This window comes from Nocardia thraciensis, from assembly GCF_054782435.1.
In genome coordinates this window covers 68,561-85,165 of the sequence record NZ_BAAGSM010000051.1, presented here as the reverse complement: position 1 = coordinate 85,165, position 16,605 = coordinate 68,561, and the positions used below count along the sequence as shown (strand labels likewise).

General features: G+C 69.3%; 21 protein-coding genes. 16 read left to right on the top strand and 5 right to left on the bottom strand.

What is annotated here, in order from left to right:
• Positions 1-2 precede the first annotated feature (2 nt).
• Both hemC and ACYVLQ_RS31180 read left to right on the top strand, forming a co-directional pair.
• Complete coding sequence (gene hemC, locus ACYVLQ_RS31185) at positions 3-1,004, top strand: hydroxymethylbilane synthase (RefSeq protein WP_460701223.1); 1,002 nt, start codon at positions 3-5, stop codon at positions 1,002-1,004.
• The gene (locus ACYVLQ_RS31180; protein WP_460701112.1) at positions 1,001-2,563 is read left to right on the top strand and encodes a bifunctional uroporphyrinogen-III C-methyltransferase/uroporphyrinogen-III synthase; all 1,563 of its coding nucleotides are present in this window, start codon (positions 1,001-1,003) and stop codon (positions 2,561-2,563) included. The genes hemC and ACYVLQ_RS31180 overlap by 4 nt, the downstream gene beginning before the upstream one ends.
• A 12-nt stretch (positions 2,564-2,575) precedes the next feature.
• Here the strand turns inward: ACYVLQ_RS31180 and ACYVLQ_RS31175 are convergent, their stop codons facing one another.
• On the bottom strand, positions 2,576-2,845 hold the full coding sequence (locus ACYVLQ_RS31175) for a hypothetical protein (RefSeq protein WP_460701111.1): 270 nt from the start codon (positions 2,843-2,845) through the stop codon (positions 2,576-2,578).
• Between the two features lie 163 nt (positions 2,846-3,008).
• Between ACYVLQ_RS31175 and hemB the strand changes: the two genes are divergently transcribed.
• From hemB to ACYVLQ_RS31150, 5 genes are all read left to right on the top strand, one after another.
• The gene (gene hemB / locus ACYVLQ_RS31170) at positions 3,009-3,986 is read left to right on the top strand and encodes a porphobilinogen synthase (RefSeq protein ID WP_460701110.1); all 978 of its coding nucleotides are present in this window, start codon (positions 3,009-3,011) and stop codon (positions 3,984-3,986) included.
• 138 nt (positions 3,987-4,124) lie between these two features.
• A complete protein-coding gene (locus tag ACYVLQ_RS31165) occupies positions 4,125-4,643 on the top strand; it encodes a hypothetical protein (RefSeq protein WP_460701109.1) in 519 nt (172 codons plus the stop codon).
• Positions 4,644-4,913: 270 nt separating this feature from the next.
• The gene (locus ACYVLQ_RS31160) at positions 4,914-5,423 is read left to right on the top strand and encodes a hypothetical protein (protein WP_460701108.1); all 510 of its coding nucleotides are present in this window, start codon (positions 4,914-4,916) and stop codon (positions 5,421-5,423) included.
• Positions 5,420-5,656, top strand: coding sequence for a hypothetical protein (locus tag ACYVLQ_RS31155; RefSeq protein WP_460701107.1), 237 nt, complete (start codon positions 5,420-5,422; stop codon positions 5,654-5,656). Before ACYVLQ_RS31160 ends, ACYVLQ_RS31155 begins: the two co-directional genes overlap by 4 nt.
• A gap of 75 nt (positions 5,657-5,731) precedes the next feature.
• Complete coding sequence (locus tag ACYVLQ_RS31150; RefSeq protein WP_460701106.1) at positions 5,732-5,953, top strand: hypothetical protein; 222 nt, start codon at positions 5,732-5,734, stop codon at positions 5,951-5,953.
• 10 nt (positions 5,954-5,963) lie between these two features.
• Here ACYVLQ_RS31150 and ACYVLQ_RS31145 read toward each other — a convergent pair whose 3' ends face one another.
• Positions 5,964-6,350: a hypothetical protein gene (locus ACYVLQ_RS31145; protein WP_460701105.1), complete on the bottom strand. Its 387-nt coding sequence runs from the start codon at positions 6,348-6,350 to the stop codon at positions 5,964-5,966.
• 252 nt (positions 6,351-6,602) lie between these two features.
• Between ACYVLQ_RS31145 and hemL the strand changes: the two genes are divergently transcribed.
• The 8 genes from hemL (at position 6,603) to ACYVLQ_RS31105 (ending at position 13,547) form a co-directional block, all read left to right on the top strand.
• A complete protein-coding gene (gene hemL, locus ACYVLQ_RS31140) occupies positions 6,603-7,940 on the top strand; it encodes a glutamate-1-semialdehyde 2,1-aminomutase (protein ID WP_460701104.1) in 1,338 nt (445 codons plus the stop codon).
• A 170-nt stretch (positions 7,941-8,110) separates the two neighbouring features.
• The gene (locus ACYVLQ_RS31135; RefSeq protein ID WP_068027959.1) at positions 8,111-8,716 is read left to right on the top strand and encodes a histidine phosphatase family protein; all 606 of its coding nucleotides are present in this window, start codon (positions 8,111-8,113) and stop codon (positions 8,714-8,716) included.
• A complete protein-coding gene (locus ACYVLQ_RS31130) occupies positions 8,713-9,312 on the top strand; it encodes a TlpA disulfide reductase family protein (protein ID WP_460701103.1) in 600 nt (199 codons plus the stop codon). The genes ACYVLQ_RS31135 and ACYVLQ_RS31130 overlap by 4 nt, the downstream gene beginning before the upstream one ends.
• A 103-nt stretch (positions 9,313-9,415) precedes the next feature.
• Positions 9,416-10,237: a cytochrome c biogenesis CcdA family protein gene (locus tag ACYVLQ_RS31125; protein WP_460701102.1), complete on the top strand. Its 822-nt coding sequence runs from the start codon at positions 9,416-9,418 to the stop codon at positions 10,235-10,237.
• A 1-nt stretch (position 10,238) separates the two neighbouring features.
• Positions 10,239-11,870: a cytochrome c biogenesis protein ResB gene (gene resB / locus ACYVLQ_RS31120; RefSeq protein WP_460701101.1), complete on the top strand. Its 1,632-nt coding sequence runs from the start codon at positions 10,239-10,241 to the stop codon at positions 11,868-11,870.
• Positions 11,871-11,872: 2 nt separating this feature from the next.
• Entirely contained in the window at positions 11,873-12,841 is a 969-nt protein-coding gene (gene ccsB, locus ACYVLQ_RS31115) for a c-type cytochrome biogenesis protein CcsB (RefSeq protein ID WP_460701222.1), read from the top strand.
• A 143-nt stretch (positions 12,842-12,984) separates the two neighbouring features.
• On the top strand, positions 12,985-13,236 hold the full coding sequence (locus tag ACYVLQ_RS31110) for an antitoxin (protein WP_460701100.1): 252 nt from the start codon (positions 12,985-12,987) through the stop codon (positions 13,234-13,236).
• Entirely contained in the window at positions 13,233-13,547 is a 315-nt protein-coding gene (locus ACYVLQ_RS31105; RefSeq protein ID WP_460701099.1) for a type II toxin-antitoxin system PemK/MazF family toxin, read from the top strand. Before ACYVLQ_RS31110 ends, ACYVLQ_RS31105 begins: the two co-directional genes overlap by 4 nt.
• Before the next feature lie 226 nt (positions 13,548-13,773).
• Here ACYVLQ_RS31105 and ACYVLQ_RS31100 read toward each other — a convergent pair whose 3' ends face one another.
• Both ACYVLQ_RS31100 and ACYVLQ_RS31095 read right to left on the bottom strand, forming a co-directional pair.
• On the bottom strand, positions 13,774-14,226 hold the full coding sequence (locus tag ACYVLQ_RS31100; protein ID WP_460701098.1) for a nitroreductase/quinone reductase family protein: 453 nt from the start codon (positions 14,224-14,226) through the stop codon (positions 13,774-13,776).
• A 12-nt stretch (positions 14,227-14,238) separates the two neighbouring features.
• Entirely contained in the window at positions 14,239-14,838 is a 600-nt protein-coding gene (locus ACYVLQ_RS31095) for a PadR family transcriptional regulator (protein WP_460701097.1), read from the bottom strand.
• A 115-nt stretch (positions 14,839-14,953) separates the two neighbouring features.
• Here ACYVLQ_RS31095 and ACYVLQ_RS31090 point away from each other — a divergent pair, with 115 nt between their 5' ends.
• Entirely contained in the window at positions 14,954-15,613 is a 660-nt protein-coding gene (locus ACYVLQ_RS31090; RefSeq protein ID WP_460701096.1) for a histone deacetylase, read from the top strand.
• A 26-nt stretch (positions 15,614-15,639) separates the two neighbouring features.
• On the opposite strand, the gene ACYVLQ_RS31085 is transcribed toward ACYVLQ_RS31090, so the two are convergent.
• Positions 15,640-16,563, bottom strand: a complete 924-nt coding sequence (locus ACYVLQ_RS31085) for an NADP-dependent oxidoreductase (RefSeq protein WP_460701095.1) — start codon at positions 16,561-16,563, stop codon at positions 15,640-15,642.
• Positions 16,564-16,605: the final 42 nt, after the last annotated feature.

Here is a 16,605-nt window from a genome sequence, read left to right as displayed (position 1 = left end):
CCATGACCGGCCGCGGCACGGCCCAGGCGCCCTGGCGGATCGGCACCCGCGGCAGTCATCTCGCGCTGACCCAGGCGGGCACGGTCCGCGACGCGCTGATCGCGGCCGGGCAGCAGGCCGAACTCGTCGTCGTGAAGACAGCCGGTGACAAGTCCTCCGATCCGGTGGAGAAGATCGGCGTCGGCGTGTTCACCACCGCCCTGCGCGACGAATTGGCTTGCGGGGCAGTCGATATCGCGGTGCATTCCTACAAGGACCTGCCCACCGCGCCGGATCCGCGGTTCACCATCGCCGCGGTCCCGGCGCGGGAGGACCCGCGCGACGCGGTGGTCGCCCGCGACGGCATGGTGCTCGGCGAGCTGCCGCCCGGGGCGAAGGTCGGCACCTCGGCGCCACGCCGGGTCGCGCAGCTGCGTGCGCTGGGCCTCGGCCTGGAGGTGCTGCCGCTGCGCGGCAATATCGACACCAGAATTCGCAAGGTCGTCGACGGCGAGCTCGACGCCGTGATCCTCGCCCGCGCCGGACTGGCCCGCGTCGACCGGCTCGACGAGGTCACCGAGGCGCTGGAGCCGGTACAGATGCTGCCCGCCCCGGCACAGGGCGCGCTCGCGGTCGAATGCCGCGCCGAGGACACCGATCTCGTGACCATCCTGGCCGCCCAGGACGACGTCGCCGCCCGGGCTACCGTGCTGGCCGAGCGGTCGCTGCTGGCCGAACTGGAGGCGGGTTGTACTGCCCCGGTCGGCGCGCTGGCCGAAGTGGTCGAGTCGCTCGACGACGACGGCCGGGTGTTCGAGGAACTGTCGCTGCGCGGGTGCGCGGCGGCGATCGACGGCTCGGACGTCATCCGAGCATCCGTGGTCGGCTCGCTCGCGAACGCGGAGCAGCTGGGCCGCTCGTTGGCGCGTGAGCTCCTGGACCTGGGAGCCCGCGACCTGCTCAGCGCTGACGACAGCGCCCCTTCAGACCTCAGTAATCCCAGCCCAATGGAGAAGCCCAAATGAGCCGAGCCACCAAGAAGCACCCCGGTCGGATCCTGTTCGTGGGGTCGGGTCCCGGTGACCCGGCCCTGCTCACCGTCCGGGCCCGCGAGGTGCTGGGGCGGGCGACGCTGGCGTTCACCGATCCCGATGTCGACAAGGGCGTGCTCGCCGTGGTCGGGACCGCGGTGGAGCCGAACCCGGACGGGGAGTCGCCGGTCGACGTGCGCCCGGCGCTCGGCGAACCGTCCGAGGTGGCCAAGACCCTGGTCGCGGAGGCGCGCAATGGCCACGATGTCGTGCGCTTGGTCTCCGGCGACCCGCTGACCACCGATTCGGTGATCGCGGAGGTCAATGCCGTCACCCGTTCCCATATGACCTTCGAGGTGCTGCCGGGCCTGCCCTCGGGCGCCACCGTCCCGGCCTACGCGGGGATCGCGCTGGGCTCCAAGCACACCGAGGTGGACGTGCGCGGCGAGGTGGACTGGGCGGCCGTCGCGGCGGCTCCGGGACCGCTGGTGCTGCACGCGACCTCCGGGCACCTGGCCGAGACCGCGAGCGCGCTGGTGGAGCACGGCGCCGCGCCGCAGACCCCGGTGGCGGTGACGGTGCGCGGCACCACCCGCCAGCAGCGCACCATCGAGGCCACGCTGGCCACGCTGAATTCCGCCGCCTCCGAACTGGTCGGGCCCCTGGTGGTCACGGTCGGCAAGGAGGTCGAGAAGCGCTCGAAGATGTCCTGGTGGGAGTCGCGGGCGCTGTACGGCTGGACGGTGCTCGTGCCCCGCACCAAGGAGCAGGCGGGCGAGATGAGCGAGAAGCTCGTCATGCACGGCGCCATCCCGATGGAGGTGCCGACCATCGCTGTCGAGCCGCCCCGCAGCCCCGCGCAGATGGAGCGCGCGGTCAAGGGCCTGGTCGACGGCCGCTACCAGTGGGTCGTGTTCACCTCGACCAACGCGGTGCGCGCCGTGTGGGAGAAGTTCGGCGAATTCGGCCTGGACGCCCGCGCCTTCTCCGGCGTGAAGATCGCCTGTGTCGGCGAGGCCACCGCGGACAAGGTGCGCTCGTTCGGCATCAACCCCGAACTGGTGCCCAGCGGCGAACAGTCCTCGGAGGGCCTGCTGGCCGACTTCCCGCCCTACGACGACGTCTTCGATCCGGTCAACCGAGTCCTGTTGCCGCGCGCCGACATTGCCACCGAGACGCTGGCCGAGGGGCTGCGCGACCGCGGCTGGGAGATCGACGACGTGACCGCGTACCGCACGGTGCGCGCCTCGCCGCCGCCCGCCGAGACCCGCGAGATGATCAAGACCGGTGGGTTCGACGCCGTGCTGTTCACCTCCTCGTCGACGGTGCGGAATCTGGTGGGCATCGCCGGAAAACCGCACGCGCGCACCATCGTTGCCTGCATCGGCCCCAAGACCGCCGAGACGGCAATCGAATTCGGCCTGCGCGTGGATGTGCAGCCGGAGGTGGCGCAGGTCGGCCCGCTCGTCGATGCGCTCGCCGAGCACGCCGCCCACCTGCGCGCCGAGGGCCTGCTGCCCCCGCCGCGCAAGAAGAGCCGCCGCAGCCGCTGACGCGAACGAACGTCAGCGGCGAGCCCGCATCAGATCGCGGACCAGGCGGCAGGTCTTGTCGGACGGTGGATGGATGCCGACGACGGCGGCCGTATGCCGGATCCTGTCGTTATCGGCCAGACTCGCCCGGTAGACCCCGGAATCGAGTAACGCGATCGCCAGCCGCATCGCCTTCAGGCGTCGGTTGTGCGTCACGTACCAGGACCGCGGCCTGCCCGGCGGCAGCGGTCGTTTGACCAGCGGCACATAGGGCCGATCGATGATCGTCGGTGCGGTAGCCACGAGATCCTCCCCTCGCCATCGGAACCGAACCGCGGTGACACCGGGCCCGGAACCATCGAACACATCTTCGATTCTACCTCCGGGCACCGACAAAAACCGCTGGCCACAATGATTCCGAGGTCTGCTGAAATCCGCCCTCGGAGCGGGGCGTATCGTGCGGATCATGACCGGAATGGACCGCCCGCGGCGGTTGCGTCGTACTCCTGCCCTGCGGCGCCTCGTTGCCGAAACCACGCTGGAACCAAGGCGATTGGTGCTGCCGATGTTCGTCGGCGACGGCCTGGACGAGCCGCGCGAGATCGGTTCGATGCCCGGTGTGCACCAGCACTCGATGGATTCGCTGCGCAAGGCCGCCGTCGAGGCGGTCACCGCCGGTGTCGGCGGGCTGATGCTCTTCGGCGTGCCGCGCCCGGAGGACAAGGACCCCACCGGCAGCCAGGCGAGCGCGCCCGAGGGCATCCTCAACCGCGGCCTGCGCGCCCTCTCCGAGGAGGTCGGCGATTCGACGGTGGTCATGGCCGACACCTGTCTGGACGAATTCACCGATCACGGGCACTGCGGGGTGCTGTCGCCCGACGGTGCCGTCGACAACGACGCCACCCTCACCCGCTATGTGGAGATGGCGCTGGCGCAGGCCGAGGCCGGTGCCGACCTGCTCGGCACCAGCGGCATGATGGACGGCCAGGTCGGCGCGATCCGCGCGGGCCTGGACGCGGCGGGCCGCACCGACACCGGCATCCTCGCCTATGCCGCGAAGTACTCCTCGGCGTTCTACGGCCCGTTCCGCGAGGCCGTCGGCTCCTCGCTGCAGGGCGACCGGCGTACCTACCAGCAGGATCCGGCCAACCGTCGGGAGGCCATCCGCGAACTGGACCTGGATCTGGCGGAGGGCGCGGACATCGTCATGGTGAAGCCCGCCATGTCGTATCTGGACATCCTGCGCGACGTCGCCGACCGCTCGACCGTGCCGGTCGCGGCCTATCAGATCTCGGGTGAGTACGCGATGATCACCGCCGCCGCCCAGCGCGGCTGGATCGACCACCGCGGCGCGGTGCTGGAGTCGCTGCTGGGCATCCGCCGAGCGGGCGCGGACATCGTGCTCACCTACTGGGCGACCGAGGCGGCGCATTGGTTGTCGTGAAGCTGTGGGCCCGCGGGGTCGTTGTGGCTCCGTCTGTTGGGGCGACCGAGGCGGCGCATTGGTTGTCGTGAAGCTGTGGGCCCGCGGGGTCGTTGTGGCTCCGTCTGTTGGGGCGACCGAGGTCGCGCACCGGCTGTCGTGAATCAGTGGAGTCCACCGGGGCGGCCCGGCCCCGTGGCGGTGCCCGACGATGTCCGCACCGCCGGTCAATTGTGGTGGGGCGTGGTCGGATTCGGTGTGGTCCGGCTGGTCGCGGGTGCCGTGGACCGGTTCACCAACCGGCGCGAGCTGGCGGAGGACCTCTACGACCAGGTGCACGCCCAGCAGCCGCAGGCCTCGCTCGCCCAGGTCGAGTTGATCGTGTCGGTGATGCAGGTGCTGATCGTGGTGTTCGGCCTGGCGCTGGCCGTGGGCGTGCTGGCGGTGGTGCATCAGCTGCGTCGCGGCAAGCTGTGGGCGCGCACGCTGCTGGACATCGCGGCCGCGGTACTGGTGTTCGGGGCGATCGGGACGATGGTCGGGCTCGGCGCGGCGAACGGCATGCTGCCGCTGCTCGCGGGCGCGGCCGCCATCCTGCAGGCCGTGCTGGCCGGTGGCGCGCTGTTCCTGTGCCGCAGAAAGGAATCCGAGGCCTACTTCCGGTTGAACGGCCGGTGAGGTCGGCGCCGAATTTGCCCTCGAAAGGCCAGGATGTATCGTGAGGGCAGTCACAGAGGATTTGGGAACCGGATGTCGTTGCTCGGGCGTTGTCCCCGGGATCGCGTTACGCGGAGGGCTCCGGTGGAGCGGAGGCATCGATGCGCGTGGTGATACAGCAGCCGCAAAGCCTTCGGCGAGATGTACTGGTACTGAGTCTGTTGATCCTGTTCGGATTGCTCACCCTCGCCGTCCTGCTGCTGCCGGGAGCGGTCGGCTGAAACCCCTCGCATGAACGCCGCTCAGACCGCGCCCGAGGCGCTGTTCGCGGAGCCGGGTGCCCGCTGGCGCACGGTAGCCTACGGCCCGCTGCTGTGCCTGATCATCCTCGGGTTGGAACTCGGGTTGCGGGCACGGGAGGTGCACTGGTTCGGCCTGGTCTTCTGCGCCGCACTGCTGGCCGGATTCGTGACCCTGCAGGTCGTGGCGGGGCGTCGGCACGTCAGCGTCGAACTCACCGACACCACGCTGCGCGAGGGCACCGAAACGCTGCCGCTGGACAGCATCGCCGCGATCCTCCCCGAGCACGACGAGGAGTCCTGGGACGAGGAGGACTGGCAGTCGGCACGGGCACTGGGTGAGCTGACCGGTGTCCCGCGCCGCCGCAAGGGCATCGGGTTGAAGCTGCGCGACGGCGGGCTGGTGCAAGCGTGGGCGCGTGACCATCGCGGGCTGCGCGTGGCACTGAACGATGCGCTCCAACGGTTGCCCGACTCCGGCGCGCAGGAGGATGCCCGGTGATGCGCCGATTGTGGATCCTGGCCGACCTGGTGCTACTCGTGGTGTGCCTCGGCGCGGCCGTGCGGAGCTGGCGCCACGGGATCAGCACCACGTGGTTCGCCGCCGTGGGGGAGCAGCCCGCCTTCGAGGCCACGCGCTATTCCGGTCCGTGGCTGGGCCTGGCCGCATTCCTGGTGGCGGTGGCCGGTCTGGCCATCGTCGACCTGGTCGCTCGCGGCGCCCGGACCCGCTGACGGCCGCAGGAATCGATCTCGGTGCGGCGACCCGCGGCGGTTGAGTGTCGCCGGAACCGGCGGACAATGGGCGGTATGAAGCGCACAGATCTCGTGAGACGGACCGCCCTCGCCGTGCTGGCCACGGGATCCGTCGGCGCTGCCGCCGTCGTACCGGCCGCCGCCGCACCCGTGGTCCCGGCGCCCGCACCGCCCAGCGCTCCCGCGGTCTCGCCGCTGGACGTGCTGCCGACCCCGTTGAACTGCCTGCTGACCACGGGCTTCGCCGTATTCTGCCTCGGCGTGCCGCTGTCGTGATCCGCCGGGCTCAGCCCCAGCGCTGATAGATGTCGAGCACCCGGGAGCCGTGGGTGCCCGGTGCGTTGAAGTAGATCGACACGGTGCCGTCGGGGTGGGCGGCGGCCTCGTTGATCACCTGGCGCAGCGACGCGTGGATATTGCCGTTCTCGTCGCGATAGAGCTGGGTATCGGGCTGCAGCCCCGCACCCATGCGATTCTGCGGAATCACCTTGGTGACGAGCGCGGGGAGCGGACCGTCCGCCAGGGCGGCGGTCTCGTCGTGCGACAGGTTCATTCCGATCCGCCCCTGATCGGGCTGGGCGACCGGGGTGCCCGCCGCGGCCGAGGCGGCGCCGCCGAGCGCGGCGGTGATCCCGGCGATGAGCAGGGCTGTGCTGAGCAGGATGGTTCGCATGAAATCCCTCCCGGCCGTTGGTGAGTCGTACCTTCGAGACTACGGATCAGCAATCGTTCAGCGACCGATATAGAGAGAAAGACGCTCCGGCGTGTTGCGGTTTCGGGTGTTTCTTGCGAGAGATGAAGGTGGCGGGAGCAAATCATGAGACAAGTCCTCGGCCTCGGCGTACGCCGGAAGGCGGTGTGCCGTGGCTCACCCCACTACACCCTGTCGTCGACCGGCCCGGGCACAACTGCGACACTGGGGGCCGTGAGTTCCTCTCCGCGCGCGACCCAACTGCCCGTGCCGGTCTCCGCCAGCCTCTTCGAACGCGCCGCCGCGATCATTCCCGGCGGCGTGAACTCGCCCGTGCGGGCCTTCAAATCCGTCGGCGGCACACCGCGATTCATCGCCTCGGCGCGCGGCTGCACACTCACCGATGCCGACGGCAACGACTATGTCGACCTGGTGTGCTCCTGGGGTCCGATGATCCTCGGCCACGCGCATCCGGCCGTGGTGGAGGCCGTGCGGCGCGCCGCCGTCGCCGGGGTGTCGTTCGGCGCGCCGACCGAGGCGGAGATCGAGCTGGCCGAGGCCATCGCCGCACGGGTCGATCCGGTGCAGCGGGTGCGGCTGGTGAACTCCGGCACCGAGGCCACGATGAGCGCGGTCCGGCTGGCGCGCGGCTTCACCGGCCGCAGCAAGATCGTCAAGTTCGCCGGGTGCTACCACGGCCACGTGGACGCGCTGCTGGCCGACGCCGGTTCGGGGGTAGCGACGCTGGGCCTGCCGACCTCGCCGGGCGTCACGGGCGCGCAGGCCGCCGACACCATCGTGCTGCCGTACAACGACCTCGACGCCGTGGCCGCGGCCTTCGCCGAATATCCGGACCAGATCGCCTGTGTCATCACCGAGGCCGCGGCCGGGAATATGGGCGCGATCGCGCCGGAGCCGGGATTCAACGAGGGGCTGCGCGGCCTCACCTCCGCGCACGGCGCGCTGCTGATCATGGACGAGGTGATGACCGGGTTCCGGGTGAGCCCGGCCGGGTGGTACGGCATCGACGGTGTCGCGGGCGACCTCTACACCTTCGGCAAGGTGATGAGCGGGGGGCTTCCGGCGGCCGCTTTCGGCGGCCGCGTCGACATCATGAACCACCTCGCCCCGATCGGCCCGGTGTACCAGGCGGGCACGCTGTCCGGGAACCCGGTTGCCGTGGCCGCGGGCCTGGCCACCCTGCGCAACGCCGACGACGCGGTGTACGCCTCCCTCGATCGCAACGCGCGGCGGCTCGGGACCCTGATCACCGAGGCCCTGACCGCCGCGGGCGTCGCCCACGTCGTGCAGTTCGCGGGCAATATGGTGAGCGTGTCCTTCGCCGATCGTCCGGCCACCGACTACGCCGCCGTCAGGGCCACCGAGACCTGGCGCTTCCCGGCGTTCTTCCATGCTCTGCTCGATCGTGGCGTGTATGCGCCACCGAGCGCATTCGAGTCATGGTTCGTCTCCGCCGCGCTCGACGAGGACGCATTCTCCCGTATCGCCGCCGCCCTGCCTGCCGCCGCCGCGGCCGCGGCGGCGGCCACTCCCGAAGGATCCAGCGCGTGAGCGAACCCGAACAGCTCGAATCGACCCCCGCCGCGTCCGGCGCCGACTCGAACGCGAACTCCGAGCCCGTGCGCCCCGAGGTGACCGAGGCGCGGTCCGGCGCGGATTCCGGTGCGGCCGTGACGCTTCCCGGCGATGTCGCCGCCGACACCGAGACCATCGTGCATGTGATGCGGCACGGCGAGGTGCACAATCCGAAGGGGATCCTGTACGGGCGGCTGCCCGGATTCAGCCTGTCGGTGGCCGGGCGGTCGCAGGCCTCGAGCGTGGCGCGGGCCCTGTCCGAGCACGACATCTCGCTGGTCGTCGCGTCGCCGCTGCAGCGTGCCCAGGAGACCGCGGAACCCATCGCGGTCCAGCACGGCGTGGTCGTGCGCACCGACGACAACCTCATCGAGGCGGGCAACACCTTCGAGGGCCTGCGCGTGTCGGTCGGCGACGGCGCGCTGCGCAAGCCGCGGCACTGGTGGAAGCTGCGCGACCCGTTCACCCCGTCGTGGGGCGAGCCCTACCTGCAGATCGCGCACCGCATGCTGGCGGCGGTCAACAAGGCGCGGGTGGAGGCGGCCGGACACGAGGCGGTGCTGGTCTCGCATCAGCTGCCGGTGTGGACGCTGCGCCGCTTCCTGGAGGGCAAGCGGCTGTGGCACGACCCGCGGCATCGGCAGTGCTCCCTGGCATCGCTGACTTCGCTGGTCTACCAGGGCGATACGCTCATCGACATCGTCTATTCGGAGCCCGCGGGGGAGTCGGATCCGCGGGTGACCGGGGCATGAGACGGGGGCTGCCGGTCCTACTGGCCTGCGCCGCCCTGGTGGCCGCGCTGGCCGGATGCTCCACCGGTTCGGACGCGGTGGTCTCCGGCGGCACCTTCGATTTCGTTTCGCCGGGCGGCAAGACCGAGATCTTCTACGATCCGCCCGCGAGCCGCGGCACCATCGGCACGATGTCCGGGCCGGACCTGCTGGCCTCGGACAAGAAGATCTCCGTGGACGACTTCCCGAATCAGGTTGTGGTGCTGAATCTCTGGGGTCAGTGGTGCGGCCCCTGCCGTTCCGAGGCCCCGGCGCTGGAGCAGGTCTACGAGCAGTCCAAGGGCCGGGGCGTCGCGTTCCTGGGCATCAATGTGCGTGATCCGCAGCAGGACAAGGCCCAGGATTTCGTGACCGACGCCCGCGTCGGCTACCCGTCGATCTACGACCCCGAGATGCGCACCCTGCTCGCCCTCGGCGGCAAGTTCCCCACCAGCGTCATCCCCACCACCCTCGTCCTGGACCGCCAGCACCGGGTGGCCGCGGTCTTCCTCCGCCCGCTCCTGGCCGAGGACCTCCAACCGGTAGTCGACCGCATCGCCGCGGAGGCCTCCCAGTGAGAACCCAGCCCACGCCGCACCCCGTGCGTGTTCTCGCACCCGCTGCAAGCGCCGCAGAGGGTGCGCGAACCAACGCGGGGTGCGTGAACCGGGGGTGGCGGGCGTGAGTGTGCTTGCGGGGGTGGGGGATTCGTTTCAGCAGACGGCGGCGTCGGGGCCGCTGGTGCTCGCGTTGGGGGCGTGCTTGCTCGCGGGGCTGGTGTCGTTCGCGTCGCCCTGCGTGGTGCCGTTGGTGCCCGGGTACCTGTCGTACCTGGCCGGGCTCGTGGGCGCCGAGGCGCCGCCGGTGACCGCTGCCGAGGCGAAGGGCGCGCAGACCACGTTGATCGAGAAGACCGGGCGGATGCGGGTCGCGGGGGCCGCGGGGCTTTTCGTGGCCGGATTCACTGTGGTCTTCGTGCTGGCCTCGGTGACCGTCTTCGGGGTGATCCAAACCCTGAACGTGAATCGTGAACTGCTGCAGCGCATCGGCGGTGTCGTCACCATCGTCATGGGGCTGGTATTTCTCGGGTTGATCCCCGCGCTGCAGCGCGACACCCGGATGCATCCGCGGCGGCTGACCGGCGTCGTCGGAGCGCCTCTGCTGGGCGCGGTGTTCGCGCTGGGCTGGACGCCTTGCCTGGGTCCCACGCTGTCCGGTGTGATGGCCGTTTCCGCCGGAACCGAAGGGGCCACGGCCGCCCGGGGCGTGGTGCTGACCGTCGCCTACTGCCTGGGTCTCGGACTGCCGTTCGTGATCCTGGCGTTCGGGTCGGCCAGCGCGCTGCGCGGCGTCGGCTGGCTGCGCCGCAATTCGCGCACCATCCAGGTGATCGGCGGGATCCTGCTCGTCGCCGTCGGGATCGCCCTGGTCACCGGCCTGTGGGATCAGTTCGTCGGGTGGGTGCGCAATGTATTCGTCTCCCAGGTGACCCTTCCGATCTGACATGACAGCAACGATGACTCCCGCCCCGGCCCACCCGCCCCGCCAGTCGCTCCCGCGCCGCGCGTGGGCGCTGCTGCGCAATACCTGGCGCGGGCTGACCAGCATGCGCACCGCGCTGATGCTGCTGTTCCTGCTGGCACTCGCGGCCATTCCCGGAGCGCTGCTGCCGCAGCGCAGCCTCAACGCGCAGAAGGTCGACAAGTACATCGCCGACCGGGGCGCGCTGGGGCCGTGGATGGATCGGCTGCAACTGTTCGACGTGTTCTCCAGCTTCTGGTTCACCGCGATCTACGCGCTGCTGTTCGTGTCGCTGGTGGGCTGCATCGTGCCGCGGGTGTTCGACCACTACAAGGCCTGGCGCACGCAGCCGGTCAAGGCGCCGCGCAACCTGACCCGGCTGCCGCACCACTACTCCACCAGCGTCGACGGGTCGGCGCAGGACGTGATCGCCGAGGCGCGCAAGCAATTGCGCGGGTGGCGGGTCGTCGAGCGCGACGGGGCGAAGGACGGCGAGCGGACGCTCGCGGCGGAGAAGGGCTACGTTCGCGAGCTCGGCAATATCGTCTTCCACCTGGCACTGGTCGCCCTGCTGGTGGCGATCGCGGCCGGGAAGCTGTTCGGCTACGAGGGCAACGTCATCGTCGTCGCCGACGACGGGCCGGGCTTCTGCACCACCTCGACCGCGGCCTTCGACTCCTTCCGCGCCGGGCGGGTCAACGACGGCACGGGACTCACGCCACTATGCGTGCGCGTCAAGGACTTCCGGGCCGACTACCTGTCGAACGGGCAGGCCGAGATGTTCACCGCCGACATCTCCTACCAGTCCGGCGCGGACCTGGCGAACGACACCTGGCGCGACACCACGATCCAGGTGAACCACCCGCTGCGGGTGTCGGGCGACCGCGTGTATCTGGGCGGGCACGGGTACGCGCCGACCTTCACCGTCACCTATCCGGACGGCCAGACGCGCACGGAGACGACGCAGTGGCGTCCCGACGATCCGACGACCTTCCTGTCCAGCGGGGTCATGCGGTTCGATCCGCCCGGCGGCATGTTCGGCAGCGAGCAGGAGCGCCGCAAGCACCAGATCGCGATCGAGGGCCTGTTCGCGCCCACCGCCCTGCTGCACGGCAATCTGCTGACCTCGTCGTATCCGGGGCTCACCGATCCGGCGGTGGCCATCGACATCTATCGCGGCGAGACCGGCCTGGACACCGGCCGCGCGCAGTCGCTGTTCGCACTGGACTCGGAGATGATCAAACAGGGTCGGCTGGCCAAGGAGCAGCGGGTGAATCTGCGCCCGGGTGAATCGGCCACACTGTCCGACGGCACCAAGGTGACCTTCGACGGCGCCGAGGAGTACGCGAGCCTGCAGGTCTCGCACGATCCGGCGCAGGGCTGGGTGCTGGCGAGTGCGCTCACGATGATGGCTGGATTGCTGGTATCGCTGCTGGTGAAGCGCCGCCGGATCTGGTTGCGGGCGTATCCGGACGCCCGCGGCGATGATGAACGACGTACTGTAGTAGAAATGGGCGGCCTGGCTCGGACCGACCAGGCGGGCTGGGGCAGCGAATTCGACCGCTTGCGGATCCGGCTGCTGGACAGCGACGCCCCCGACAGCACGAGAGAGTGACCATGCCGATCGACGAGACTCTCACCGGATACAGCAATCTCGCCTTCAAGACGGCGTTCGTCATCTACGTCTTGGTGCTGGCGATGCTGATCGTGCAGTACGCCTCGGCGCGCAGCAAGCAGACGGCCGAGCGCGAACTCGTCACGGTCGGCGGCTCGGGGAGCGACCCGGCCGCCCCGGGGCGGGTGGCGGCGCCGCCCGCGCGGTCGCTGCCGGAGCGGTTCGGCAATATGGCGTTCTCGGTGCTGTTCGTCGCGATCGGGCTGCATCTGGCGTCGATCGTGTTGCGCGGCTTCGCGACTCACCGGTTCCCGCTCGGGAACATGTACGAGTTCATCACCATGGCGACCGCCGCGGCCGTGGTGACCGGCATGGCCTTCATGCACGACCGGCGGTATCGCTCGATGTGGGTGTTCCTGCTGGCGCCGGTGCTGATCCTGATGTTCCTGGCCGGTCAGGTGCTGTACGCCGAGGCGGCCCCGGTGGTTCCGGCGCTGAAGTCGTTCTGGCTGCCCATCCACGTCACCATCGTCAGCGTCGGCAGCGGCATCTTCATGTTGTCCGGCGTGGCGAGCCTGCTGTTCCTGCTGCGGGTCCGCCAGCCCGAGGGCGGCGAGTCGAATAACGTGCTGGGCGCTCTGGCCCGCCGCCTGCCGGACGCCCGCACTCTCGACCGCCTCGCCTACAAGACCACCATCGTCGGTTTTCCGCTGTTCGGCGCCGGCGTCATCCTCGGCGCGATCTGGGCCGAATCGGCCTGGGGCCGTTTCTGGGGCTGGGACCCGAAGGAAACGGTCTCCTTCATCGCGTGGGTCATCTACGCCGCCTACCTGCACGCCCGCGCTACCTCGGGCTGGCGCGACACCAAGGCCGCATGGATCAACGTGGCAGGCTTCGTAGCCATGCTGTTCAACCTGTTCATCATCAACATCGTGGTGAGCGGGCTGCACTCGTACGCCGGACTCAACTGAAACCATCTGCCTGCGGAAAGTCCGAGAGGTTTGGTACGACGGTCTCATTTTTCGGCACCTAATACGTACCGACGGTGCGTTGGTACTCGGGGACGCCATTCCATGCAACCGGATCTGGTTGCAGAATCCGGTATCATGAATGTATGACACATGCGATGACAGTCCGGCTGGACGAAGAGACCTACCAGAGACTCAGGGACCTTGCGGCCTCCGCACCGTCGCAGTCCGCTGCCGTCGTCGCGGCGATCCGGGAGGCGTGGGAGCATCTCCAGGAGGAGAAGCTGCTCGCTGCCTATCAAGCCGTGGTCGCGGAGTCTCCGGCCTACCCGTACGAGAACGAGGACGAGCGCACCGCGCTCCGGGCCCGCCGTAATGCCCGGCAGGCCACCACGTGACCGCGGCACCGGTCCGCGGCCAGGTATACCGGTCAGACCTCGGCTACGGCGCGAAGCCGTGGCTGATCGTGTCGAACAACGCCCGCAACCGAGTCACGGCGGATGTGCTCGCCGTCCGTCTGACCACGACGAAGCGAGAGCTGCCGACCTGGGTTCCACTCGGCCCGTCCGACCCACTCGGCGGATTCGTCAATGCCGACAACATCGAGACTCTCGGCAAGGGCGAACTCGGCGAATACCTCGGCACACTCGCACCGGCATCCATGCTCGCCGTGAACCGCGCCCTGAGCATCGCCCTCGGCCTCCCGTAACCTCGATCCGGCACTTGCATGGCGGAGTGGTCTCGATCAACTTGGCAACAACTTGTCGTAGCGTCGTGTCCACCCTGCCACCACAATTGCTCAACGCCACTGACATTCAAACCCGCAGGTAGATGCGCTATCTATCGCTCTTCGTCAGCAGCAAACTGCGGGATACGTTTTCGTCATCAACATCGTGGTGAGTGGATTGCACGGCTACGCGGGGTTGAACTGAGTTTCAGTCGTTCGGGTCGATGCGGAAGACCGGGCAGCGGGGGGCCGCGGCGGCGAAGGCGTCCGGGTCGGGGGATTCGACTACGCCTGTCTTGACGAAGAATTGGACGCCGTGGGGGACCTCGCGGGGGAAGGCGCGCAGGATCGGTGCGCGTTGTTCCGGGGGGAGTTCGACCAGGGCGACGCGTTGGCGCTTGCGGCCCTTGGCCAGTTCGCCCCAGCCTGCGGCGCGGGCGTTCTTCACCCAGTCGGCGGTCTCGAAACCGCCTACGACATAGGTGATTCCGTCCACGGTCAGCGGTGACACCGGGGTGGTGCGCAGTTCGCCGGACTTGCGGCCCGGGACCGAGAGCACCCGCATGGTGCCCAGGGCCAGTCCGGCCCGCTGCAGGGTGACGATCACCTTGTTGAACGGCTTCAACCGTCTGCGCATCCGGTCGATATCGGTTCTTCCCATGGCTTTGTCTCCTTATTCTTGTGCGCCGGAAGCGCTTTCGGGTTCCGGCCACGGCACGTCGCCGTGTTCGATGTCGGCGGCGGTCTGTGTCAGCCAGTCGATCTCGCAGGCGCGCATTCGTTGGAGGTACTCGGTCTCCAGCAGCACGACTCGCGGCAGGCCGCCCTCGACGGCTTCGAGTTCCATTGCCGCCCGCTCCGACTCGGCCGCCAGGTGCTCGGCCCGCTTGCGCAGCAGTGCTGCCGCATCGGCCGGGCGCAGCCCCGCCAGGTGCGCGAGTCCGGCGACGAACCGCGGGAATTCGTTCACCGGCTCACCGATGAACTCGTTCATCAAGTCGCGCAGCGTGTCTCGACCCGCATCGGTGATCGCATAGGTTGTCCGTTCCGGCCGCGCACCGGCCCGCGACGTCTCCGTGGGAGTGAGCAGCCCCGCCCGCTCGAGTCGACCGATGCTGTCGTACAGCGACCCGCCGCGCATCTTGACCGTGTCGGCAATGCGCCGCTCCCGCATCGTCACCTTCATCTCATACGGGTGGCGCGGTTGCTCCGCCAGCAATGCCAACACCGCCAAGGTCAGCGGCGACCCCACCGCCCGCAGCGGCCGCTCCATGAAGCCTCCGTATAGTCGAACTCGTTTAGTCGAATTCGACTATACGTTGCGTCGGGCGTGCCGACAAGATGCGATGTGGGCGAAAGGCGTGGGTCCACGGCTACGCTGCCGTTTCATGCAGACGGCCGGGTCACGCCACGTGTGGTACGCCGCGTACGGCTCCAACCTGTTCGAGCGGCGGTTCGACTACTACCGCGAGGGCGGGAATCCGCCGGGGACCGGCCGGGTGTACCCGGGCTTTCGTGATCCGACGCCGCCGCGGGCGAGTCGGCCGATCACGCTGCCCGGCACGATCTACTTCTCGTGGGAGAGCCCCGTGTGGACGGGCGGGATCGCGTTCTATGCCCACAATCCCGCCGACGGGTGGCCTGTGGCTGCTGCCGCGCGGGGGTATCTGCTGACCGTCGAGCAGTTCGACGATCTGCTCGCGCAGGAGATGTACCGGGTTCCCGGGGCGACGGCGGGCCTGGATCTGGGTGAGGTGGTGCGGCGCGGCAAGGTCGGATTGGGGGATGGGCGGTATGAAACTCTGCTTCACGTAGCGGATCTCGACGGATTTCCGGTCTTGACCTTCACCTCGCCATGGGATCCCGAAACCGTGGAGTTGAACAGGCCGACGGCGCGGTATCTCGGCATGCTGGCTGCCGGGCTTCGGGAGTCGCACGGGTGGACGTCGGGGAAAATTCTGTCATATCTCGCCGAATTGCCTGGCGTACAGGGGTTCTGGAGCCTCGGCGAACTCACCGAAGTAGTGGGCGCTTCGCGTGGGGCGTGATCGAAGGCGCCCCACGCGAGGGACGCTCAGCTCACCTCGAGCACGATCTTTCCGCGCGCCCTGCCCTTTTTGCTCAGTTCCAGCGCCGCGGCGGCCTGGGCGAGTGGCAGCGCCGTATCGATGGGGACGGTGAGCTTTCCGGCGTCGGCCAGGTCGGCGAGTGTGGCGAGGTCGGCCGCGGAGGGCCGGACCCAGACCAGGTGGCCGCCCTTGTCGCGGACCGTTCCGTCGGCGACGGAGGCGATACGCGAGCGGTCCCGCAGGAGTTCTTGCGAGACATCGACGACTCCGCTACCCGCGAAATCGACCGCGGCGTCGATGCCTTCGGGAGCGAGTGCGCGCACCAGGTCCGCCAGGCCGTCGCCGTAGGTGACCGGCTCGGCGCCGAGGGAGCGCAGGAAGTCGTGGTTGCGTTCGCTGGCGGTGCCGATCACGCGGGCGCCGCGCGCGACGGCGATCTGCACGCCCAGCGACCCCACGCCACCGGCCGCGGCGTGCACCAGCACCGTCTCGCCGGCGGACAGGCCGACGCGCTCGAAGGACTGGTACGCCGTGAGGCCCGCGAGCGGCAATCCGGCCGCCTGCTGCCAGCTCAGCGCGGCCGGTTTGCGGGCCAGCGTCCGCACCGGCGCGGCGACCAGTTCGGCATAGGTGCCGTGCTGCACCTCATCGCGACGGACGTATCCCATCACCTCGTCGCCGACCTGATACTCGGGCACGTCCTCGCCCAGCTGCTCGACGACCCCCGCCACATCCCAGCCCGGAATCAGCGGGAAATGCGCATACATCATCGGGTCGAGATATCCGGCCAGCACCTTCCAGTCCACCGGGTTCACTCCGGCGGCTTTCACCCGGATCAGCACCTGATCCGGACCCACCTTGGGGGTCGGCAGTTCACCGAACTCCAACACTCCGGGTTCGCCGTAGCTGTCGGCAAGGATCGCTTTCACATGTCAGCCCAACAGTCCGTTCGCGCTGGTAATTCCCCTGGC